We start from the raw sequence: 20,911 nt of genomic DNA, 5'->3' as shown, positions 1-20,911 counted from the left end.
GGATCGACGGGCGAAAGGGGGCCGGCTCAGTCCAGCGTGCGCACGATGTCGGCGATGGTGCCGAACAACTGGTCGATCTGCGCCTTCTCGATGATCAGCGGCGGCGACACAGCGATCACGTCGCCGGTGTAGCGCACCAGCACGCCCTTGCGGAACGCCCGATCGAACGTCTCATAGGCCCGCGCGCCCGGCGCGCCCGGACGCGGCTCCAGCTCGATGCCGGCGACCAGCCCGACATTGCGGATATCGACGACGTGCGGCAGCCCGCGCAGCGCATGGGCCGCTTCCTCGAAATAGGGGGCCAGGTCGTCGGCCCGCGCGAACAAATTCTCCTCGGCATAGGTGTCCAGCGTCGCGATCGCCGCGGCGCAGGCCACCGGATGGCCGGAATAGGTATAGCCGTGCGGCAGTTCGATCCCGCTCTCGGGGCCGTCCATGAAGGCCGCGTGCACATGTTCGCGCACGATGGCGGCGCCCATCGGGATCGTACCGTTGGTGACCCCCTTGGCGCAGGTCATGATGTCGGGGATCACGCCGAACTTCTCGGCCGCGAAGGCCGGCCCGCCCAGCCGACCGAAACCGGTGATGACCTCGTCGAAGATCAGCAGGATGCCGTATTTGTCGCAGATCTCGCGCAGCCGCCGCAGATAGCCGACCGGCGGGGGCAGCACGCCGGTCGATCCGGCCATCGGCTCGACCATCACCGCCGCGATGGTCGACGGGTCATGCAGGGCGACGATCCGCTCCAGAGTGTCCGCCAGTTCCGCCCCATGCTCCGGCAAGCCCTTCGAGAACGCGTTGCGCGCCAGGTCATGGGTGTGCGGCAGATGATCGACCCCGGTCAGCAGCCCGCCATATAATTTGCGGTTGCCCGAAATTCCGCCCACGGAAATCCCGCCGAATCCCACGCCGTGATAACCGCGCTCCCGCCCGATCAGCCGCGTGCGCGCCGCGTCGCCCCGCACGCGGTGATAGGCGATGGCGATCTTCAGCGCCGTATCCGCCGCCTCGGACCCCGAATTGCAGAAGAACACATGGTTCAGGTCGCCCGGCGCCAGCGCCGCGATGCGGTCGGCCGCCGCAAAGCCCAGCGGATGGCCCATCTGGAAGGTCGGGGCGAAATCCAGGGTCGCGATCGTCTTCTGCACCGCCTCGGTGATGCGCGGACGATTATGGCCGGCATTGACGCACCACAGCCCCGCACAGCCATCCAGGACCCGGCGCCCGTCATCGGCGGTGTAATACATGCCGTCGGCCGCGACCAGCATGCGCGGCGTGCGGCGAAACTGCCGGTTGGCGGTAAAAGGCATCCAGAACGCGTCGTGATTGGTCGCCGACATCGCGTAACTCCTGCGATCTGCTGGTCAGGTAAGGCGGGAAAAAAGGACGGAGAGGGCAGGGGCGTCAGGCGTTCAGCCGCCGGTCGGCATCCAGCACCGCCCGCAGCAGCACGTTCGCCCCGGCCGCCACGTCGCCGCGTTCCGCGCTTTCGGCCTCGTTGTGGCTCAACCCGCCGGCACACGGAACGAAGATCATCGTGGTGGGCGCGACCCGCGCCAGATACGCCGCGTCATGCCCCGCGCCCGACACGATCCGGCGGGCCGGATAGCCGAAGGACTCCGCCGCCTGCCGCACCGCCTCGATGCAGGCCGGGTCGAAATGCACCGCCGGCGCATCCCACACGCGCGCGAAATCCGCCCGCACGCCCGATGCCGCGGCAATGTCCGCGATCCTCTCGCGCAGCGCGTCCTCCATGCGCCCGACCACCGCATCGTCGGGATCGCGCAGGTCGATGGTCAGGAACACCTCGCCCGGCACCACGTTGCGGCTGTTGGGCCGGTTCTCGACCAGCCCGACCGTCGCCACCGCGTCGGGCCCATGCGCCAGTCCCACCGCGTTGACCGCCTCGATCATCCGCGCCGCCGCCAGCAGGGCATCGGCCCGCATGGTCATCGGCGTACTGCCCGCATGGGAATCCCGCCCCGTCACCGTCACTTCGTACCAGCGTATGGCCTGCACGCCGGTCACCACGCCGATCGTCTTGCCCTCGGCTTCCAGGATCGGCCCCTGCTCGATATGCAGTTCGAAATAGGCCGCGATCGGGTGCCGGCCGCACGGCTCCGGCCCGCGATAGCCGATCCCCGCCAGGGCATCGCCGAAGCGCACCCCCGCCCGGTCGGTCTTGTCCAGCGCCTCCGCCTCGGTGAACACGCCGGCAAACACCCCCGATGCCAGCATCGCCGGGGCGAATCGCGCCCCTTCCTCGTTCGTCCAGTTGATGACCTCGATCGGGTGGCGCGTCTCATGCCCCGATTCCCGCAACGCCCGCAGCACCGCCAGGCCGCCCAGCACGCCGACGATCCCGTCGAACTTGCCACCCGTCGGCTGCGTGTCCAGATGGCTGCCCATGGTGATCGGCGGCAGGGACGGGTCGGCGCCCTCGCGGCGGGCGAACTGGTTGCCCATCGAATCATGGCTGACGCTGCATCCCAGCGCCCGGCAGGCGGCGGCGAACCAGTCGCGCACCTGCCGGTCCTCCTCGGTCAGGGTCAGGCGCCTGATCCCGCCCTTCGGGGTCGCGCCGAAACGCGCGGTCTCCAGGATGTCGTTCCATAACGATGCGCCATCCACGGTGACATTGTCCCCGCTCCGCAGGCCGCCCGCCTCGCTCATTCGCTACCTCCAGCCATTCGCCCGATCGTTTCCGAACCGGTCGGATCCCCGCCGCACGGTTATAGTCACATGGTTATACACGCGTATCGGCCGGGCCGACATGCGCGCGCACCGCACCGCACATAATCCGTGCCGAGCCTATGCCGGATTCTTTCGATATGGTAGCGAAAATTCTGACCAATGAGTCAAGTTAGTGGAATTTCCAGACAAAAGATCGTAGAGACGACCAGAAGCGACCAGAAACAAGGCACAAAACGGCGCAATTGCCCGTATTTCAATCCACGCCGCATCCGGCCATCACCAGCGTCAGGATCGTCCGCGCCGCGTCCTCGTAATCCTGTTCGCGCAGCGTGCGCTGGCCCAGCACCGCCCCGATCTGCGCCCCCATGTCGGCATAGGTCTGGGTCATCGCCCACAGGCAGAACATCAGATGCGGCCCCGACACCGCCCGCATCGCCCCGGCGCGCTGCCAGGCGCGGAACGTCTCGTCCAGCTCCTCGACATGCCGCCGCAGCGACGTCTGCAGGAAGACGCTGATATGCGTCGCCCCCTGCAGGACTTCGTGGGCGAAGATCCGCGACGCATCCGGCCGCTCGCGCGAGAACGCCAGCTTGGCGCGGATATAGCCCTCCAATGCCGCGCGCGGCGTCTGGTCGGGACGAATCCACACCGTGGCGTCCGCCAGCCAGTCGGTCAGGATGTTCTCCAGCACCGCGCGATACAGCTCTTCCTTGGTGCCGAAATAATAATGGATGTTCGCCTTCGGCAGCCCGGCCTCGGCGGCGATCGCCGCCATGCTGGCGCCCTTGAACCCGTCACGCCCGAACAGGCGCTCGGCCGCGCGAAAGATCTGCTGCGTGCTGGCCCGCCGCGGCGCCCCCGCCGCCTGCTCCTGGCGGCGAACGGGACGGGGCACGAACGGGGGAGAAGAAGCGGAACTGCGCATGAGGTACCGTCCCGCCTTTGCGCCCGGCTGGCAAGCCGGAAACATGCGCCGTCCCCGCTAGCGCCGCTCACCCCAGCGCCACCGCCAGCCACCCTCGGTCTTCAACGCGCATATCGCCAGAAGCACCGCCAGGGCGACGGCATCGATAATGGTCGTGACCATGCCGGCACGGCCGATTCCGAGGAATCCGAGGATCGCCCGGGCGGATACCAGGATCGCGACGAAGACGGCAAGCACCGCCCAGCCTTGCCACGCGATGGGCCGCCCGGCCCCGTAGCCGTAGCGCTTGGCCGCGAACCAGGCTTTCGACGGACTGTCCGGCATCCGGCCATACCTCTCGTCTGATCACCGTAACGATAGGGACGGGGCGCGCTATTGTCATCTGCAGCATCACGAAACCGGCTATTCCCGTGCGGCACTATTCCCCTGCGGCACGCGATTTGCTCTGTTTTGCGGCAGGAATGGCGGAACGGGCCGGCGCTTCCCATGACGGGCGGCCCGGCACCCGAAAAGGAGACCGACGATGCTTCTGGTGCGTGGCGGAACGGTTGTGACGGCCGAGCGAAGCTGGCGGGCCGACGTGCTGTGCGACGATGCGGGACGGATCGCCCAGGTGGCGCCCGCGATCGCGGCGCCTACCGGCTGCGACGTGCTGGATGCCGGCGGCCTGCTGGTCATGCCGGGCGGGATCGACCCGCACACCCATATGGAAATGCCCTTCATGGGCTCGGTCTCCAGCGACGATTTCGAAACCGGCACCGCCGCCGGCGTCGCGGGCGGCACGACCATGATCATCGATTTCGTCATCCCCCAGCCGGGAGGCTCGCTGCTGGCGGCGTGGAAGGACTGGCGCGCCAAGGCCGCGAAGGCGGTGGCCGATTATTCCTTCCACGTCGCCGTCACCCATTGGGACGACCAGGTCCATGCCGAGATGGGCACGCTGACGCGGGAATGCGGGGTCAATTCCTTCAAGCATTTCATGGCCTACAAGGGCGCGCTGATGGTCGATGACGGCGTGCTGCTGCGCTCGATCGGCCGGGCGCTGGAACTGGGCGCGCTGTGCAACGTGCATGCCGAGAACGGCGACGCCGTCGCCTTCCTCCAGCAGGACCTGCTGCGGCGCGGCCTGACCGGCCCCGACTCGCATCCGCTCTCCCGCCCGCCCGCGGTCGAGGGCGAGGCCGCGCAGCGCGTGATCGCCATCGCCGGCCTGCTCGGCGCCCCGGTCTACATCGTCCATGTCTCGACCGAGGACGCGACCGCCGCGATCGCCGCCGCCCGCGCCCGCGGCCAGCGCGTCTATGGCGAGGTCCTGGCCCAGCACCTGGTGATCGACGACAGCGTCTACGCCGATCCCGACTGGCTGGGCGCCGCCCGACACGTCATGAGCCCGCCCTTCCGCCCGAAACACCACCAGAAGGCGCTCTGGGCCGGCCTGGCCTCGGGACAGCTCCAGACCACCGCCACCGACCATTGCTGCTTCTGCGCGCCCCAGAAACTGCAGGGACGCGACGATTTCACCCGCATCCCCAACGGCACGCCGGGGATCGAGGACCGGATGAGCGTCCTGTGGCATCACGGCGTGCGCACGGGGCGCCTGACACCGCAGGAATTCGTGGCCGTCACCTCGGCCAACACCGCGCGGATCTTCAACATCTACCCGCGCAAGGGCGCGATCGTCCCGGGCGCCGACGCCGACCTGGTGCTGTGGGACGACGCGGCCAGCCGCACGATCTCGGCCGCAACCCATCACCAGAATGTCGATTACAACGTGTTCGAGGGGATGCAGGTCACCGGCCTGGCGCGCCATACGATCAGCGGCGGCCGCCTGGTCTGGACCGATGGCGACCTGCGCGCCGTGCGGGGCGCCGGACGTTATGTCGAGCGGCCCTGCTTCGCACCCGACCTCACGGCCCAGCTCCGGCTGAACCGGACAAGCGGCGACCTTCCCGCCGGCCCGAAGTGAGGCGGCCCGAAGTGAGGGGACCCGCACCAACGGCCGGAATCAAGACTGTTCTTTGCCAGGCGGGACGGACCCGCTAAATTGCCCGAGCGGGTCTGCCTCGGGGGAGGCAGGGACCTGTCCGGAGATGCCTGTTCCGCGCCCCGCCGCGGGCGTGCGCGTCCCCAGGCAGCCTGTCCATCGCCCGCTCCGTGTTCCGGTTGTCTGCCTTGAGGGGGGCTGGGCGGCCAGAGCGCTCATATTCTGGCTCATATTCTGATCGACGGAACCGAATGATGCGCAATTCCATCCGCTTCTATCTGGGCGACAGGCTCTACGACCTGCCCGACTGCCCGCCGACCCTGACCGTGCTGGACTGGCTGCGCGAGCAGCGCGGCCTGACCGGCACCAAGGAAGGCTGCAACGAGGGCGATTGCGGCGCCTGCACCGTGATGGTCGTCCGGCGCGAAGAAGGGCGCCTGGTCTGGCGGGCGCTCAATGCGTGCATCCAGTTCGTGTGCATGCTGGACGGCGCGCAGCTCTTCACCGTCGAGGACCTGCGCGCGCCGGACGGCACGCTCCATCCGGTGCAGCAGGCGATGGTCGAGCAGCACGGCTCGCAATGCGGCTTCTGCACCCCCGGCTTCGTCATGTCGATGGTCGCCCACCGCAAGGCGCCGGGGGCGGTGGCCGACGACGGTTCGATCGACGACGCGCTGGCGGGCAATCTGTGCCGCTGCACCGGCTACGCCCCCATCGTGCGCGCGATGAAGCAGGCGATGCAGGCGGGGGCCGATCATTTCGACGCACAGGCCGAGGCCATCGCCGACCGCCTGGCCGCCCTGGAGGCCCAGGCCGACGGGCGCGGCGTCCGGCTCGCCGGCCCGGCGGGGCGCGTGACCATCCCCGCCGATTCCGACGCTCTGGCCGAAACCCTGCTGGCCGACCCGCAGGCCACCATCGTCGCGGGCGCGACCGATGTCGGGCTGTGGGTCACCAAGGGCCTGCGCGATCTGCCGCATATCGTGGCCATCGGCCGCGTGCCCGACCTGCGCACGATCACGCAGGATGCCGAAGGGCTCAGGATCGGCGCCGCCGTCACCTATCAGGACGCGCGCGACAGCATCGCCGCCCTGCTGCCGGACGCGGGAGAAATCATCCGCCGCATCGGCTCCACTCAGGTCCGCAACGCCGCCACGGTCTGCGGCAACATCGCCAACGGCTCGCCGATCGGCGACGGACCGCCGGTCTTCATCGCCGCCGGCGCCACCCTGCACCTGCGGCGCGGCGCCGCGCGCCGCACCCTGCCGCTCGAGGATTATTTCCTGTCCTACGGCAAGCAGGATCGCGCCCCGGGCGAGTTCGTCGAGGCCGTGACCATCCCCGCACCCGGTCCCCGCACGCTCTTCCGCGCCTACAAGATCTCCAAGCGGTTCGACCAGGACATCTCGGCCCTGCTGGGCGCCTTCGCCCTGACCCTGGACGCGGACGGGGTCGTCACCCACGCCCGCATCGCCTTCGGCGGCATGGCCGCCATCCCCAGGCGCGCCCGCGGGGCCGAGGACGCGCTGCGCGGCCGCCCCTGGAACGCCGCGGCACTCGCCGCCGCCCGCGCCGCGCTCGATGCCGATTTCGCGCCGATCTCGGACATGCGGGCCAGCGACTGGTACCGCCGCACGGTCGCCGCCAACCTGCTCACCCGCCTGTTCGCCGAAACCGCGCCGGGCGCCCATCCACCCGAAACGCGGCTCGCGGGCCGGATGGAGGCCGCCGATGTCTGATCCGATATCCGCCGAATCCGGTCCCGTTCCGGCCCGTGACGCCTCCGGACTCGCGCGCGGCGCGTCTCTCCCGGCTGACGGCCCGATCGTCGCCGGCGGCGCCTCGCGCAGCCTGCGGCATGAAAGCGCCGCGATGCACGTATCGGGCAGCGCCACCTATATCGACGACATGCCCGAGCCCAAGGGCCTGCTGCACGTCGTCCCGGGCCTCAGCACCCGGGCCCATGCCCGCATCCTGTCGATGGACCTCGATGCGGTGCGCGCCGCCCCGGGCGTGGTGCGCGTGCTGACCGCCGCCGACATCCCCGGCCATAACCAGATCAGCCCGGTCGGCAAGAACGACGAGCCGCTGCTGGCCGAAGACCTGGTCTCCTATTACGGCCAGCCGATCTTCGCCGTGGTGGCCGAAACCCGCGCCGCCGCCCGCCGCGCCGCCCGGCTGGCGCGGATCGAGTATGAGGAACTGCCCGCGATCCTGGACATCGCCCAGGCCCGCGCGGCCGGCGGGGCATTGGTCTGGCGCGCGCTGGAAATGACCCGCGGCGACGTGCTGGCCGGCCTGGCCGCGGCCCCGCGCCGCCTGTCCGGACAGGTCACCATGGGCGGGCAGGAGCATTTCTACCTCGAAGGCCAGGCAGCCCTCGCCCAGCCGGGCGAGGAAGGCGAGATGCGCGTCTGGTCCTCGACCCAGCACCCGACCGAAACCCAGCACATGGTCGCCCACGTGCTGGACCGCCCCAGCAACCTGGTCACGACCGAAATCCGCCGCATGGGCGGCGGATTCGGCGGCAAGGAATCCCAGGCCAACACCCCGGCCTGCCTGGCCGCCCTGGCCGCCGAACTGACCGGCCGCGCCGCCAAGATGCGGCTGGACCGTGACGACGACATGGTCATGACCGGCAAACGGCATGATTTCGTCGTGGAATATGACGTCGGCTTCGACGATGACGGCCGCATCCTGGCGGTCGACATGGTGCTGGCGGCGCGCTGCGGCTGGTCGGCCGACCTGTCCGGCCCGGTCACCGACCGCGCGCTGTTCCATGCCGACAACGCCTATTACTATCCTGACGTCCGGCTGCGCTCCGAACCGCTCAAGACCAACACCCAGTCCAACACCGCCTATCGCGGCTTCGGCGGCCCCCAGGGCATCGTGGCCGCCGAACGGGTGATCGAGGAAGTGGCCTTCGCCACCGGGCTCGACCCGCTGGATGTCCGGCTGCGCAATGTCTACGGCACCGGCACGCGCGACCTGACCCCGTACCACATGACGGTCGAGGATTCGATCGCCGCCGAGATCATGGAGCAACTGGCGCGCGACTGCACCTACCGCGACCGCCGCGCCGCCCTGCGCGCGGCGAACCGCGACAGCCCGTTCGTCCGGCGCGGCATCGCGCTGACCCCGGTCAAGTTCGGCATCTCCTTCACCGCCACCCATTACAACCAGGCCGGCGCATTGGTGCATGTCTATACCGACGGCTCGGTGCAGGTGAATCACGGCGGCACCGAAATGGGGCAGGGGCTGCACACCAAGATGGTGCAGATCGCCATGCGCGAATTCGGCCTGGCGTCCGACCGGGTGCGCATCACCGCCACCACCACCGGCAAGGTGCCCAACACCTCGGCCACCGCGGCATCCTCGGGCGCCGACCTCAACGGCATGGCGGTGCTGGACGCGGTGCGCAGGATCAAGGACCGGCTCATCGCCTTCGCCGCCGGTCATTGGAACGTGGCACCCGACGCGGTGCGTTTCCTGCCCGACGGCGTGCATGTCGGCGAGACGATCGTCCCGTTCCCCGACCTCACCCGCGCCGCCTATCTCGCCCGCGTGTCGATGTCGTCGAGCGGCTTCTACAAGACGCCCAAGATCTCCTGGAATCCCGATACCGGGCGGGGGCGTCCCTTCTATTATTTCGCCTACGGCGCCGCCTGCGCCGAGGTCGCGATCGACCTGCTGACCGGCGAGACGCGCATCGAACGGGTCGACATCCTGCACGACGCCGGCCGGTCGCTGAACCCGGCCATCGATATCGGCCAGATCGAAGGCGCCTTCGTCCAGGGCGCCGGCTGGCTGACGATGGAGGAACTGGTCTGGGATTCGGCCGGCCGCCTGCGCACCCACGCCCCCAGCACCTACAAGATCCCGGCCTGCTCCGACCGGCCGCGCATCTTCAACGTGGCGCTGCTGGAGGCCGCCCCCAATCGCGAGGACACGATCTTCCGCTCCAAGGCTGTCGGCGAGCCTCCCTTCGTGCACGGGGTCGCGGTGCTCCACGCCATCTCCGACGCGCTGGCCAGCCTGGATTCGTACCGCACCTGCCCGCGGCTGGACGCCCCCGCGACGCCCGAGACCATCCTGCGCACGGCGGAACGGCTCCGCCCCCGCGCGGGCGGCTAGGCCCTGCCCATGGACGACCTCCTCGCCGCCCTGTCCGGCTGGCAGCCGGACGGGCCGCCGATGGCCTGCATCCGCGTCACGGCCGCGCGCGGCTCCACCCCGCGTGAGGCCGGGTCCTTCATGCTGGCCGGTCCCGACTGGCAGGCCGGCACGATCGGCGGCGGCCGCCTGGAATGGGACTGCCTGGCCCGCGCCCGCGCGCTGCTGCAGGACGGCCCGGCGGGCACCGAAACCGGCGCCGAAACTGGCCCCGAAACTGGCCCCGAAACCGGTATCGAGCAGGATTTCGTGCTGGGGCCCGAGAGCGGCCAATGCTGCGGCGGCGTGGTCCGGGTGCGGATCGCCCGCGCCGACGCCGCCCTGGTGGCCGACCTGCGCCGCCAGGCGGCGGATGACCGCGCCGCCTGGCCGCATCTGCTGATGTTCGGCGCCGGTCATGTCGGCCGCGCCCTGGCGCACGCGCTGGCGCCGCTGCCGCTGCACCTGGCCTGGATCGACCCCAGGGCCGAGGAATTCGGCCCCGTGCCCGCGCGGGTCCAGGCCCGGGTCACCGCCGACTGGCAGGCCGCCATCGCCACGGCCCCGCCGGGGGCCGGCATTCTCGTGCTCACCCCCAGCCACGCGCTGGATTCGCTGATCGTCTCCGCCGCGCTGGAGCGCGGCGATTTCCGCTATGTCGGGCTGATCGGCTCGCGGACCAAGCGCCGCCGGTTCGAAGCCGCCTTCCGCGCCATCGGCCTGCCCGAGGCACGCATCGCCACCCTGGTCTGCCCGATCGGCGATCGCGGCATCCGCGACAAGCGGCCGGAAATCATCGCCGCCCTGGTCGCGGCAGAAATCGTCGAACGCCTGCTGCATGACGCCGCGGCGCGCCGGCCCGGCCGGATCATCCGGGGCGCCGCATGATCCGCGCCGACCGGGTGGCGCGGGTCATGCGCCTGCATGCGCGCTGCATCGTCTATTTCAACGCGGTCCGCGAATATCGATCGGTCCGCGAGGCCGCGCGCCGGCTCAACGTCACCCCCTCCGCGCTGACCCGCCAGATCGCGCAGATGGAGGACGAGATCGGCTGCCCGCTGTTCGACCGGCTGCCCGGCGGCATGGTGCCGACTGCGGCGGGCGAGATCATCTCCCGCCACATCATCACCGTGATGCAGGACGCGGTGCGCACCGACGAGCAGATCGCCGCACTCAGCGGCCTGCGCGGCGGCCGCATCAGCCTGATGACGGTCGAAGGCGTCGCCGGCGACCTGATGGCGCGGCTGCTCACCCGCATGACGCAATCCCATCCCGGCATCGACCTGCATGCCGAGACAGGCTCGCCCGCCGCGATCGTCACCGCGCTCAGCACCGGCGCCACCGACCTGGGCATCGCCTTCTCCCTCGAACCGCCCGACGAACTGCGCCAGGTCGCGGTGGCGCATTTCCCGGTGGGCGTGGTGATGCGCACCGACCACCCGCTGGCCACGCGCCGCCGGATCGGCATCCAGGACCTGCTGGACCAGCCGCTGATCCTGCCCTCGGACTCGCTGTCGCTCCATCGCGTCATGGAACCGATGCTCCGCCCCTGGCGCGACCAGATCGACATGGTGCTGGAAACCGGGTCGATCGAACTGACCAACCGCATGGTCATGGCCGGCGCCGGCCTGGCCTTCCAGTCGCGCCTGGCGCTGGAATTCGATATCGGCCGCGGCGCCCTGGCCCATGTCCCGCTGGACGATCCGCGCGCCGTGACCGACCTGGGCGCCTATGTCCGCGACGCGCGCTGGCTGCCCCCCGCCCTCGAACAGCTCATCGCCGAGGTCCGCGCCACCCTGCGCGCGATGCAGGCCCCGCCCGTCCATCCGCCGCGATCGCCCGGATAAGCCCGTCTCGGCGTTTCCCAATCGGCAACAAGATGATCATTTTATTATACTGGACGAAACACCCCGCGATCCGGTTAGTTTCGATTCCAGGATGGTGCGAGTTGGGGAACTCGGTCCGTGTCGGGGGACACGGACCATCCGCCTGATACTGCCGCGTGATCATTTCAAAAGGGGGCGCCCATGACCGCCGACAGCCACACCGCGACCGAAACGGGGGGCTTGGCCGTCCTGAACGACGCCGTCCGGCGGGACCTGGAGGTCATCGACTATCCCCGCCATGACTGGACGCCGCGGCTGGTCCGCGATGGCGAGCCCGTGCTGGACGTCGCCATCATCGGCGCGGGGCAGGGCGGCCTGGCCACCGGGTTCGGCCTGCGCCGCGGCAACGTCACCAATATCCGCATCTTCGACCGCGCTCCGCGCGGCGGCGAGGGACCCTGGATCACCTTCGCCCGCATGATCACCCTGCGGACGCCGAAATACGTGACCGGTCCGGACCTGGGGGTGCCCAGCCTGACCCCCCGCGCCTGGTACTCGGCCCGCTACGGCGCCCAGGCCTGGGCCGAACTGGACAAGATCCCCCGCCAGGACTGGCAGGCCTATCTGGACTGGTATCGCGACAGTCTCGCGCTTCCGGTCGAAAATGACCGCTCCTTCGAACGCGTCGAGCCCGAAGACGGGCTGCTGCGCCTGACCTTCCGCGATTCGGCGGGCAGGGAATACCGCCATCTGGCGCGCAAGCTGGTGCTGGCCACCGGCATCGACGGCAACGGCGCGTGGCACGTGCCGGACTTCATCCGCCAGGCCCTGCCGCGCGGCGCCTATGCCCATACCTCCGAACGGATCGATTTCGCCGCCCTGCGCGGCAAGCGGATCGGCGTGCTCGGCGCGGGGGCCTCGGCCTTCGACAATGCCGCCACCGCGCTCGAATCCGGCGCCGCCTCGGTCGCGCTATGCCTGCGGCGCAGGGTCATCCCCTCGGTCAACCCGTATCGCTGGATGGAAAATACCGGCTTCCTCGCCCATTTTCCCTCCTTGCCCGACACGCTGCGCTGGCGCTTCATGCGCCATATCTACGACCTCAACCAGCCGCCGCCGCAGGACACGTTCTGGCGCTGCCGCCGCCATCCGACGTTCAGCTACCATACCGGATGCGGCTGGACGGGCGCGCGCATGGACGGCGAGGAGATCGTCATGCGCACCCCGGACGGCGAAATGCGCTTCGATTTCGTGATCATCGGCACCGGCTTCGCCACCGACCTGGCCCGCCGGCCGGAAACGGCCTCCTTCGCGGGTTCGGTCGCCCTGTGGCAGGACCGCTTCACCCCCCCGGCGGGCGAGGAGAACGCCCTGCTGGCCGCGCATCCCTATCTGGGCGACGCCTACCAGTTCCTGCCGCGCGATCCGGCCGACCCGCTGGCGCCGATGCTGGCCGCCATCCACAATTTCACCTTCGGCGCGACCCCCAGCATGGGCCTGTCCGGCGCCTCCATCAGCGGCATGCGCTTCGGCGTGGAACGGCTGGCGCGCGGCCTGGGGCGGGACCTGTTCGTGGCCGACGGGGCATGGCATCTGGAGTCCCTGCTGAATTATGCCACGCCGGAACTGGTCAGCCTCGATCCTCCGGATGCATGATCCGTTCCGACCCATGCCGCACGCGACACGAGGCGGCAGGTCCAACGGAACGAGGATTTATTCGATGAGCGACCATCAAAGCGACCGCATCCCCGACGAGGCGCTCGTCGCGGCCGCGGCGCGCGATATCGGACTGACCATCGCCGACGGCTTCATGCCGGGCGTGCTCGCCAACCGTGCGCTGCTGCAGACCTATGCCCGGCTGCTGCACGAATTTCCGCTGCCCGATTCCTGCGAACCCGCCTTCGAATACCGGCCGTGAGCACGCCCGACATGACCGACCAGACCGATACCCCCCCGCTTGCTTCCCCGGATACCTTCCCCGACGCCCTGGCGCTCGCGGCGGATATCCGTCATCGCCGCCGCAGCGCCGTCACCACCGTCACCGCCGCGATCGCGGCGATCGAGGTCCGCGACGCCCGGATCAACAGCGTCACCCGCATCTTCGGCCCCCGCGCGGTCGCCGAGGCCGAGACGATCGACCGCCGCATCGCGGCCGGCGAGGATCCGGGCCCCCTGGCCGGCGTGCCGTTCGGGGTCAAGGACCTGTTCGACGTGACCGACGAAGTCACGACCGCCGGCTCGATCGTGCTGCGCGAATCGCGTCCCGCCACCCGGGACGCGACCGTCGTCGCCCGGCTGCGCGGCGCCGGCGCCATCCCGCTGGCCAGCCTGAACATGGACGAATTCGCCTACGGATTCGCCACCGACAACGCCCATTACGGCATCACCCGAAACCCCCATGACCTGACGCGCCTGGCCGGCGGCTCGTCCGGCGGCTCTGCCGCCTCGGTCGCGGCGGGCCTGCTGCCCTTCACCCTGGGGTCGGATACCAACGGCTCGATCCGCGTTCCCGCCGCGCTGTGCGGCGTCTGGGGGCTCAAACCCACCTACGGCACCGTCCCGCATGACGGCGCCTATCCGTTCGCGGCCAGCCTGGATGTCGTCGGGCCGTTCGCCGGCACGCTGTCCGACCTGCGGGTCGTGTATGACATCATGCGCGGCGCGCCCATGGCCGAGCTGCCGCGATTGTCCGACCTGCGGGTCGCGCGCCTGGGCGGCTGGTTCGCGCAGAACGTGACCGCGCCGCTGGCCGGGGCGATCGATGCCGTCGCCGCGCATTTCGCCGCCCATGCCGGGGACTGCCCGACCGTGGAACTGCCCGAGGTCGCGCGCGCCCGCGCCGCGTCCTTCGTCATCACCGCGGCCGAAGGCGGCACGCTGCACCTGCCGCGCCTGCGCCGCCACGCCATGCAGTACGATCCGGCGACCCGCGACCGGCTGATGGCGGGCGCGCTGCTGCCGGCCAGCACGGTGCTGCAGGCCCATCGCTTCCGCACCTGGTTCCGCGAACGGGTGCACGCCCTGTTTCGCTCGGCCGACGTGCTGATCGCGCCGGCCACGGTGGGCGAGGCTCCGCTGATCGACCAGCCGACCATCCTGGTGGACGGGCAACCCGTCTCCGCGCGGGCCAATCTCGGCCTCTATACCCAGCCGCTCAGCCTGGCCGGCGTGCCGATCCTCAGCGCCCCGCTGGCGGCATCCGGCGGGCTGCCGCTGGGCATCCAGTTGATCGCCGCCCCGGGGCGCGAGGCCGCCTTGTTCGCCGTGGCGGCCGCGCTGCACGACGCCGGGCTGGCCGGCCGCGTTCCGCTGCCTCAAAAAGCGCCCCAAAAGGCCGCGCAAAAGGCTGGGGGGCAATAGGCCATGCTGCACACGCCCCGCTCGCATCGGGGGATGGTCACATCCCCCCATCATCTGGCCAGCCAGGCCGGGCTGGACGTCCTGCGCGACGGCGGCACGGCGCTGGAAGCCGTGGTGGCCACCGCCGCAACCCTGTCGGTGGTCTATCCGCACATGACCGGCATCGGCGGCGACGCCTTCTGGCTGGTCCTGTGGCCGGACGGCCGGGCCGAGACGATCGATGCCTGCGGGGCGGCGGCGGGCCGGGCCGACCCCGCGTTCTATCGCGCCGCCGGCCACGACACGATCCCCTGGCGCGGTCCGCTCGCGGCCAACAGCGTCGCGGGCACGATCTCCGGCTGGGACCGGGCGCTGGCCGCCAGCCATGCGATCCAGCCGGGCCTGTCGCTGCACCGCTTGCTGCGCGATGCGATCTATTACGCCGAACAGGGCGTACCGGTGACCGAGGGCGGCGCCGCCCTGACCCGGGCCAAGGCCGCTGAACTGGAGGCGGTTCCGGGCTTCCGCGACCTGTTCCTGCCGGGCGGCCGGCCGCCCGCGCCGGGCGACATGCTGCATAACCAGGCCCTGGCCCAGACCTTCCGCCGCCTGGCGGCCGACGGGCTGGAGTCCTTCTATCGCGGCCCCCTGGCCCGCGACATCGCCGAGGATCTCCGCCGCCTCGGCAGCCCGCTGGACGCTGCCGACCTCGCCGCGCACCACGCGACGGTCCGGCCCCCGCTGCATGTCGATATCACCGGCGCGCGCCTGTTCAACATGGCGCCCCCGACCCAGGGCGTGGCCTCGCTGCTGATCCTGGCCATCTTCGACCGGCTGCGCGCCGACCGCCCCGACGGGTTCGACCATATTCACGGACTGGTCGAAGCCACCAAGCAGGCCTTCCTCTATCGCGACGCCCATGTCGGCGATCCAGCCTTCATGACCACCGATGCCCAGGCCATCCTGGACGACGCGGCCGGGCTGGACGGCATGGCCGCCGCGATCGACCCGGCGGCGGCATCCCCCTGGCCCCGGCCGTCCCAGGCCGGCGACACCACCTGGATGGGTGCCGTCGATGCTGACGGCGTCGCCGTCAGCATGATCCAGAGCATCTATTTCGAATATGGCTCGGGCCTGGTCCTGCCGCGCAGCGGCATCGTCTGGCAGAATCGCGGCAGCAGCTTCCGGTTGGCCGAGGATGGCTGGAACGCGCTGCGTCCCGGCCGCAAGCCCTTCCACACGCTCAACCCGGCCGGCGCCCGCTTCGCGGACGGGCGGACCATGGTCTACGGCACCATGGGCGGCGAGGGCCAGCCCCAGACCCAGGCCGCCCTGTTCACCCGCTACGCCCGCTACGGCATGACGCTCCAGCAGGCCGTCACCGCGCCGCGCTGGCTGCTCGGCCGGACCTGGGGCGAGGACAGCACGAGCTTGAAATATGAGGACCGGTTCGCTCCGGACGTCATCGCCGGCCTGGCCCGGGCCGGACACGCGCTGGAGCCCATGCCCGCCTTCACATCCACCATGGGCCATGCCGGCGCCCTGGTCCTGCATCCGTCCGGCCTGATCGAGGGCGCATCCGACCCGCGCAGCGACGGCATGGTGGCGGCATGGTGACCGCGACGCCCGATCCGCTCCTGCGTGATCGCCCCTCCGGTGCCCGCGCGGTATCGCGGTGCGACCTTTTGGGCGAGGTACCCTATTCGGACGTGCCGGGGCAGTTGTTCCGGCCCTATCTGGGCGGCGGGCACGCGGCGACCCTGGACCGGATCGCCGCCTGGATGGCCGAGGCCGGGATGCGCGCGCGCATCGACCCGGCGGGCAACATCGTCGGCCGGTATGAGGGCAGCATGCCCGATGCCCCGGCGCTGCTGCTCGGCTCGCATGTCGACAGCGTGCGCGACGCCGGCCGCTATGACGGCATGCTGGGGGTGATGCTGGGGATCGAAACCGTCGCCCATTTCGCCGAACGCGGCCGGCGCTTTCCCTTCGCGCTCGAAGTGATCGGCTTCGGGGACGAGGAAGGCTCGCGCTTTCCGGTCTCGATGCTGTGCAGCCGCGCGGTGGCCGGCGCGCTGGCCAGCCAGGACATGACCCAGGACATGGCCCAGGACATGGTCGACGCCCAGGGCACCAGCCTGGCCGACGCGCTCGGCGGCTTCGGCCTCGACCTGGCCCGCTTCGGCCAGGCCGCGCGGCGCGGCGCCGACGTGCTGGCCTATGTCGAGGCCCATATCGAACAGGGCCCGGTGCTCGAAGCCGCGGACCGGCCGCTGGGCGTGGTCAGCGCGATCGCCGCGCAATATCGCTTCCAGGCGGATGTCACCGGGGTGGCCGGCCATGCCGGCACCATGGCGATGGATCTGCGCCGCGACGCGCTGGCCGCCGCGGCCGAAATGGTGCTGGCGATCGAACGGATCGGCGGCGGCGGCCCGCCCGACCTGGTGGCCACCGTCGGCCGGCTGGCGGTCGGTCCCGGCGTGCCCAACGTGGTGCCCGGCACGGTCGGCTTCACCATCGACGTCCGCGCCGGCACCCATGCGGTGCGCGACGGCGCGGCCCGGGCGATCCGCGCCGCCCTGGCCGAGATCGCCGCCCGCCGCCAGGTCACACTGGACCTGGCGCAGCAGCAGGATTTGTCGGCCACCCCGTGCGACCCTGCGCTGACCGGGCTGCTGGAAGAGGCGGTGCGCCAGGCCACCGGCCACGCGCCGCACGTGCTGGTCAGCGGGGCAGGGCACGACGCCATGGCGATGGCCCGCCTGGCGCCGGTCGGCATGCTGTTCCTCCGCTGCGCCGGCGGCATCAGCCACAATCCGGCCGAGGCGGTCGACGAAGCCGACGCCGACTGCGCGCTGCGGGCGCTGACCGATTTCGTGGCGCGCTTCGCCGAAGCGCGCCAGGCCGGCCGGCGCTGACGAAAAGACGAGACGGAGGAAGGAACCGCCCATGTTCGGACAGATCGACCCGCCGCACCGGCTGCTGATGGGCCCGGGTCCGGTGAACGTGCATCCGCGGGTGCTGCGCGCGATGGCGGCGGACATGCTGGGGCAGTTCGACCCGGAGATGACGGGGTATATGAACCAGACGATGGCGCTGTATCGTCATGTGTTCATGACGGAAAACCGCTGGACCTTCCTGGTCGACGGCACGGCGCGGGCGGGGATCGAGGCGGCGCTGGTCTCGCTGGTCGAACCGGGGGCGCGGCTGCTGGTGCTGCGCGCCGGTCGCTTCGGCCTGCTGCTGTCGGAAATCGCCGGGCGCATCGGCGCCGACATCCGCACCCTCGACATCCCCTGGGGCGCGGTCGCGACCCGCGGGCAGATCGAGGCCGCGATCGTCGAACACCAGCCGCAGGTCTTCGCGGCCATCCACGGCGACACCTCCACCACCATGGCGCAGCCGCTGGACGGGGTGGGGGACATCTGCCGCCGCCACGGCGTGCTGTCCTATGTCGACGCCACCGCCACCTTGGGCGGCATGGCGGTGGCGACCGACGCCTGGGGGGTGGACGTGGTGACGGGCGGCCTGCAGAAATGCATGGGCGGCCCGCCGGGCTCGGCGCCGATCACGATCTCGGACCGCGCGGCGGCGCACATCATGGCCCGCCGCCATGTCGAGGCCGGGATCCGCACCGCCGACAGCCGCGACGGCGCGCGGCCGCGCATCGGCTCGAACTATTTCGACCTGGCGATGGTGATGGATTACTGGTCCGAGCAGCGGCTGAACCACCATACCGAGGCGACCTCCATGCTCTATGCGGCGCGCGAGGCGGCACGGATCATGGTGGAAGAGGGGCTGGAGGCCCGCTTCGCCCGGCACCGCGCGGCCGGGGCGGCGATGGGCGCCGGGCTGCGCGCCATGGGGCTGGCCCTGTATGGCCAGGACGCGCATCGCATGACCAACGTCACCGGCGTGCACATCCCCGAAGGCATCGACGGCGAGGCGGTGCGCACCCGCATGCGCGCGGAATTCGAAATCGAGATCGGCACCGCCTTCGGCCCCCTGGCGGGAAAGATCTGGCGCATCGGCGCCATGGGCTACAACGCCATGAAGCACAAGGTGCTCATCACCCTCGCCGCACTCGAAGCCACCCTCCGCGCCGAGGGCTTCTCCCTCCCGCAAGGCAATGCCGTCGATGCCGCGCGCGCGTCCTACGAGGCCGCGTCGTGACCGGCGCGGACTATCCCCGCGACCTCGCGGGCCATGGCGCCCATCCGCCGCAGGCCCAGTGGCCCGGCCAGGCGCGCATCGCCGTCCAGTTCGTGATCAATTACGAGGAAGGCGCCGAAAACTCCGTGCTGCACGGCGATGCGGGGTCCGAGGCCTTCCTGTCCGAAATGATCGGCGCCCGCGCGATTCCCGGCGCGCGCGCGATGGCGATGGAAAGCCTGTACGAGTACGGCGCCCGCGCCGGCTTCTGGCGCCTGCACCGGCTGTTCACCGAACGCGCATTGCCGGTGACCGTGTTCGGCGTGGCCATGGCCATGGCCCGCAATCCCGATGCCGTCGCGGCGATGCTGGGGGCAGGGTGGGAAATCGCCTCCCACGGATTGCGCTGGATCGACTACCAGGACATCCCCGAGGCGGTCGAGCGCGCGCATATCCGCCAATGCATCGCGCTGCATGCCGAACTGACCGGATCGCGCCCGCTGGGCTGGTACCAGGGCCGCACCAGCCCCAACACCGCGCGCCTCGTCGCCCAGGAAGGCGGCTTCGTCTACGACGCCGATTCCTATGCCGACGACCTGCCATACTATGACCGCAGCCACGGACGCGCCCAGTTGGTCGTGCCCTACACGCTGGACGCGAACGACATGCGCTTCGTCGCGCTGAACGGCTTTACCGAGGGCGAGCAGTTCTTCCGCTACCTGCGCGACACGTTCGACATGCTGTACGCCGAAGGCGCCACGACGCCCCGGATGATGTCGGTCGGCCTGCATTGCCGCGTCGCCGGCCGCCCCGGCCGCGCCCTGGCGGTCGCGCGCTTCCTCGACCATGTCATGGCCCATGACCGCGTCTGGGTCGCCACCCGGCTGGATATCGCCCGCCACTGGCTCAAGGTTCACCCCGCATGACCACCCCTTCCGTTACCATGAACCGGGTCAACGCCATGGCCCCGGCCGATTTCGTCGCCACCTTCGGCCATCTGTTCGAACATTCCCCCTGGGTGGCCGAACGCGCCGCGGCGCTGCGCCCCTTCGCCACGCCGGATGCGATGCTGCTGGCCATGACCGGCGTGCTGGACCGCGCGGCCGACGACGAAAAACTGGCCCTGGTGCGGGCCCACCCTGAACTGGCGCGCCGCGCCGGTCTCGATCCCACCCTGACGCAGGCCTCGGCCGCCGAACAGGCATCGGCCGGGCTCGACCGGCTCACCCCCGACGAATATGCCCGCTTCAACCGGCTGAACGACGCCTATGCCGCGCGCTTCGCCATGCCGTTCGTGATCTGCGTGCGGCTGTCCGACAAGGATGTCATCCTGTCGGAAATGGAACGCCGCGTCGCCCACACGCCCCAGGCCGAATTGCAGGCCGCGATCGTCGAAATCGGCAAGATCGCCGGCCTGCGCCTGGCCGACACGTTCAAGACCCTCGCGGAAAACGCGGAGAACGCGCCATGATCACCCTGTCCAGCCACGTCCTGGACCTGGTCTCGGGCCGTCCGGCGGCCGGAATGGCGCTCTCGCTCTGGTCGGGACCCGACCGCCTGTTCGCGGGCCGCACCAACGCCGACGGCCGCTGCCCCGAACTGGCCGGGGTCGGGGGGGCGGACGGCGCCGGGCTGGCGCCGGGCGCCTATCGGCTGGAATTCGCGGTGGCGGCCTATTTCCGGGCCCAGGGCGTCGCCCTCAGCGACCCGCCGTTCCTGGACGTGGTGCCCATCGCCTTCGGCGTCGCCCGGCCGGGACCGGACGGCAAGGGCGGCCATTACCACGTGCCGCTGCTGGTCTCGCCCTACGGGTTCTCGACCTACCGGGGCAGTTGACCA

The 20,911-nt window shown here is 70.6% G+C and carries 18 protein-coding genes; 14 read left to right on the top strand and 4 right to left on the bottom strand.

Annotation, left to right across the window (positions count from 1 at the left end):
* Positions 1 to 26: 26 nt before the first annotated feature.
* From AAC691_RS03170 to AAC691_RS03155, 4 genes are all read right to left on the bottom strand, one after another.
* The gene (locus tag AAC691_RS03170; RefSeq protein ID WP_176639948.1) at positions 27 to 1,340 is read right to left on the bottom strand and encodes an aspartate aminotransferase family protein; all 1,314 of its coding nucleotides are present in this window, start codon (positions 1,338 to 1,340) and stop codon (positions 27 to 29) included.
* Positions 1,341 to 1,404: 64 nt separating this feature from the next.
* On the bottom strand, positions 1,405 to 2,673 hold the full coding sequence (locus AAC691_RS03165; RefSeq protein WP_342628919.1) for a M20 family metallo-hydrolase: 1,269 nt from the start codon (positions 2,671 to 2,673) through the stop codon (positions 1,405 to 1,407).
* A 274-nt stretch (positions 2,674 to 2,947) separates the two neighbouring features.
* A complete protein-coding gene (locus tag AAC691_RS03160; RefSeq protein ID WP_176639946.1) occupies positions 2,948 to 3,619 on the bottom strand; it encodes a TetR family transcriptional regulator C-terminal domain-containing protein in 672 nt (223 codons plus the stop codon).
* A 57-nt stretch (positions 3,620 to 3,676) separates the two neighbouring features.
* Positions 3,677 to 3,943, bottom strand: a complete 267-nt coding sequence (locus AAC691_RS03155; protein ID WP_342628918.1) for a hypothetical protein — start codon at positions 3,941 to 3,943, stop codon at positions 3,677 to 3,679.
* A 199-nt stretch (positions 3,944 to 4,142) separates the two neighbouring features.
* Here AAC691_RS03155 and hydA point away from each other — a divergent pair, with 199 nt between their 5' ends.
* The 14 genes from hydA (at position 4,143) to uraH (ending at position 20,908) form a co-directional block, all read left to right on the top strand.
* A complete protein-coding gene (gene hydA / locus AAC691_RS03150) occupies positions 4,143 to 5,585 on the top strand; it encodes a dihydropyrimidinase (protein ID WP_342628917.1) in 1,443 nt (480 codons plus the stop codon).
* Between the two features lie 272 nt (positions 5,586 to 5,857).
* A complete protein-coding gene (gene xdhA / locus AAC691_RS03145; protein ID WP_342630126.1) occupies positions 5,858 to 7,342 on the top strand; it encodes a xanthine dehydrogenase small subunit in 1,485 nt (494 codons plus the stop codon).
* The gene (xdhB, locus tag AAC691_RS03140) at positions 7,335 to 9,737 is read left to right on the top strand and encodes a xanthine dehydrogenase molybdopterin binding subunit (protein ID WP_342628916.1); all 2,403 of its coding nucleotides are present in this window, start codon (positions 7,335 to 7,337) and stop codon (positions 9,735 to 9,737) included. Before xdhA ends, xdhB begins: the two co-directional genes overlap by 8 nt.
* 9 nt (positions 9,738 to 9,746) lie before the next feature.
* Positions 9,747 to 10,643 carry a xanthine dehydrogenase accessory protein XdhC gene (gene xdhC, locus AAC691_RS03135; protein ID WP_342628915.1) on the top strand — a complete coding sequence of 299 codons (897 nt, stop codon included), beginning with the start codon at positions 9,747 to 9,749 and terminating at the stop codon, positions 10,641 to 10,643.
* Entirely contained in the window at positions 10,640 to 11,602 is a 963-nt protein-coding gene (locus tag AAC691_RS03130; protein WP_342628914.1) for a LysR family transcriptional regulator, read from the top strand. The genes xdhC and AAC691_RS03130 overlap by 4 nt, the downstream gene beginning before the upstream one ends.
* A 180-nt stretch (positions 11,603 to 11,782) precedes the next feature.
* Positions 11,783 to 13,237: an NAD(P)/FAD-dependent oxidoreductase gene (locus AAC691_RS03125; protein WP_342628913.1), complete on the top strand. Its 1,455-nt coding sequence runs from the start codon at positions 11,783 to 11,785 to the stop codon at positions 13,235 to 13,237.
* A gap of 64 nt (positions 13,238 to 13,301) precedes the next feature.
* Entirely contained in the window at positions 13,302 to 13,499 is a 198-nt protein-coding gene (locus AAC691_RS03120) for a DUF4089 domain-containing protein (RefSeq protein ID WP_176640616.1), read from the top strand.
* Positions 13,500 to 13,510: 11 nt separating this feature from the next.
* Complete coding sequence (locus AAC691_RS03115; protein ID WP_342630125.1) at positions 13,511 to 14,941, top strand: AtzE family amidohydrolase; 1,431 nt, start codon at positions 13,511 to 13,513, stop codon at positions 14,939 to 14,941.
* Between the two features lie 3 nt (positions 14,942 to 14,944).
* Positions 14,945 to 16,537 (top strand): gamma-glutamyltransferase family protein, encoded by a 1,593-nt coding sequence (locus AAC691_RS03110; protein WP_342628912.1) that lies wholly within the window; start codon positions 14,945 to 14,947, stop codon positions 16,535 to 16,537.
* Positions 16,531 to 17,838, top strand: coding sequence for an allantoate amidohydrolase (locus AAC691_RS03105; RefSeq protein WP_342628911.1), 1,308 nt, complete (start codon positions 16,531 to 16,533; stop codon positions 17,836 to 17,838). Before AAC691_RS03110 ends, AAC691_RS03105 begins: the two co-directional genes overlap by 7 nt.
* Positions 17,839 to 17,869: 31 nt before the next feature.
* Positions 17,870 to 19,093, top strand: coding sequence for an alanine--glyoxylate aminotransferase family protein (locus tag AAC691_RS03100; RefSeq protein ID WP_342628910.1), 1,224 nt, complete (start codon positions 17,870 to 17,872; stop codon positions 19,091 to 19,093).
* Entirely contained in the window at positions 19,090 to 19,998 is a 909-nt protein-coding gene (gene puuE / locus AAC691_RS03095; RefSeq protein WP_342628909.1) for an allantoinase PuuE, read from the top strand. The genes AAC691_RS03100 and puuE overlap by 4 nt, the downstream gene beginning before the upstream one ends.
* Complete coding sequence (gene uraD / locus AAC691_RS03090) at positions 19,995 to 20,543, top strand: 2-oxo-4-hydroxy-4-carboxy-5-ureidoimidazoline decarboxylase (RefSeq protein WP_323991145.1); 549 nt, start codon at positions 19,995 to 19,997, stop codon at positions 20,541 to 20,543. Before puuE ends, uraD begins: the two co-directional genes overlap by 4 nt.
* Entirely contained in the window at positions 20,540 to 20,908 is a 369-nt protein-coding gene (gene uraH, locus AAC691_RS03085) for a hydroxyisourate hydrolase (RefSeq protein ID WP_323991144.1), read from the top strand. Before uraD ends, uraH begins: the two co-directional genes overlap by 4 nt.
* The last annotated feature ends 3 nt before the right edge of the window (positions 20,909 to 20,911 follow it).

This window comes from Nguyenibacter vanlangensis (assembly GCF_038719015.1).
Lineage (GTDB): Bacteria > Pseudomonadota > Alphaproteobacteria > Acetobacterales > Acetobacteraceae > Gluconacetobacter > Gluconacetobacter vanlangensis.
Note: the sequence above shows the minus strand (reverse complement) of the source record. Positions and strands in the feature narration are given on the sequence as shown.

Excerpts from the sequence above, each read along its gene's own strand:
- AAC691_RS03120 (WP_176640616.1), top strand. The coding sequence starts at position 13,302 with ATGAGCGACCATCAAAGCGACCGCATCCCCGACGAGGCGCTCGTCGCG.
- AAC691_RS03125 (WP_342628913.1), top strand. The coding sequence starts at position 11,783 with ATGACCGCCGACAGCCACACCGCGACCGAAACGGGGGGCTTGGCCGTC.
- xdhC (WP_342628915.1), top strand. The coding sequence starts at position 9,747 with ATGGACGACCTCCTCGCCGCCCTGTCCGGCTGGCAGCCGGACGGGCCG.
- AAC691_RS03160 (WP_176639946.1), bottom strand. The coding sequence starts at position 3,619 with ATGCGCAGTTCCGCTTCTTCTCCCCCGTTCGTGCCCCGTCCCGTTCGC.
- xdhA (WP_342630126.1), top strand. The coding sequence starts at position 5,858 with ATGCGCAATTCCATCCGCTTCTATCTGGGCGACAGGCTCTACGACCTG.
- AAC691_RS03130 (WP_342628914.1), top strand. The coding sequence starts at position 10,640 with ATGATCCGCGCCGACCGGGTGGCGCGGGTCATGCGCCTGCATGCGCGC.
- AAC691_RS03105 (WP_342628911.1), top strand. The coding sequence starts at position 16,531 with ATGGTGACCGCGACGCCCGATCCGCTCCTGCGTGATCGCCCCTCCGGT.
- AAC691_RS03155 (WP_342628918.1), bottom strand. The coding sequence starts at position 3,943 with ATGCCGGACAGTCCGTCGAAAGCCTGGTTCGCGGCCAAGCGCTACGGC.
- uraD (WP_323991145.1), top strand. The coding sequence starts at position 19,995 with ATGACCACCCCTTCCGTTACCATGAACCGGGTCAACGCCATGGCCCCG.
- AAC691_RS03165 (WP_342628919.1), bottom strand. The coding sequence starts at position 2,673 with ATGAGCGAGGCGGGCGGCCTGCGGAGCGGGGACAATGTCACCGTGGAT.
- xdhB (WP_342628916.1), top strand. The coding sequence starts at position 7,335 with ATGTCTGATCCGATATCCGCCGAATCCGGTCCCGTTCCGGCCCGTGAC.
- uraH (WP_323991144.1), top strand. The coding sequence starts at position 20,540 with ATGATCACCCTGTCCAGCCACGTCCTGGACCTGGTCTCGGGCCGTCCG.
- AAC691_RS03115 (WP_342630125.1), top strand. The coding sequence starts at position 13,511 with ATGACCGACCAGACCGATACCCCCCCGCTTGCTTCCCCGGATACCTTC.
- AAC691_RS03170 (WP_176639948.1), bottom strand. The coding sequence starts at position 1,340 with ATGTCGGCGACCAATCACGACGCGTTCTGGATGCCTTTTACCGCCAAC.
- AAC691_RS03110 (WP_342628912.1), top strand. The coding sequence starts at position 14,945 with ATGCTGCACACGCCCCGCTCGCATCGGGGGATGGTCACATCCCCCCAT.
- AAC691_RS03100 (WP_342628910.1), top strand. The coding sequence starts at position 17,870 with ATGTTCGGACAGATCGACCCGCCGCACCGGCTGCTGATGGGCCCGGGT.
- hydA (WP_342628917.1), top strand. The coding sequence starts at position 4,143 with ATGCTTCTGGTGCGTGGCGGAACGGTTGTGACGGCCGAGCGAAGCTGG.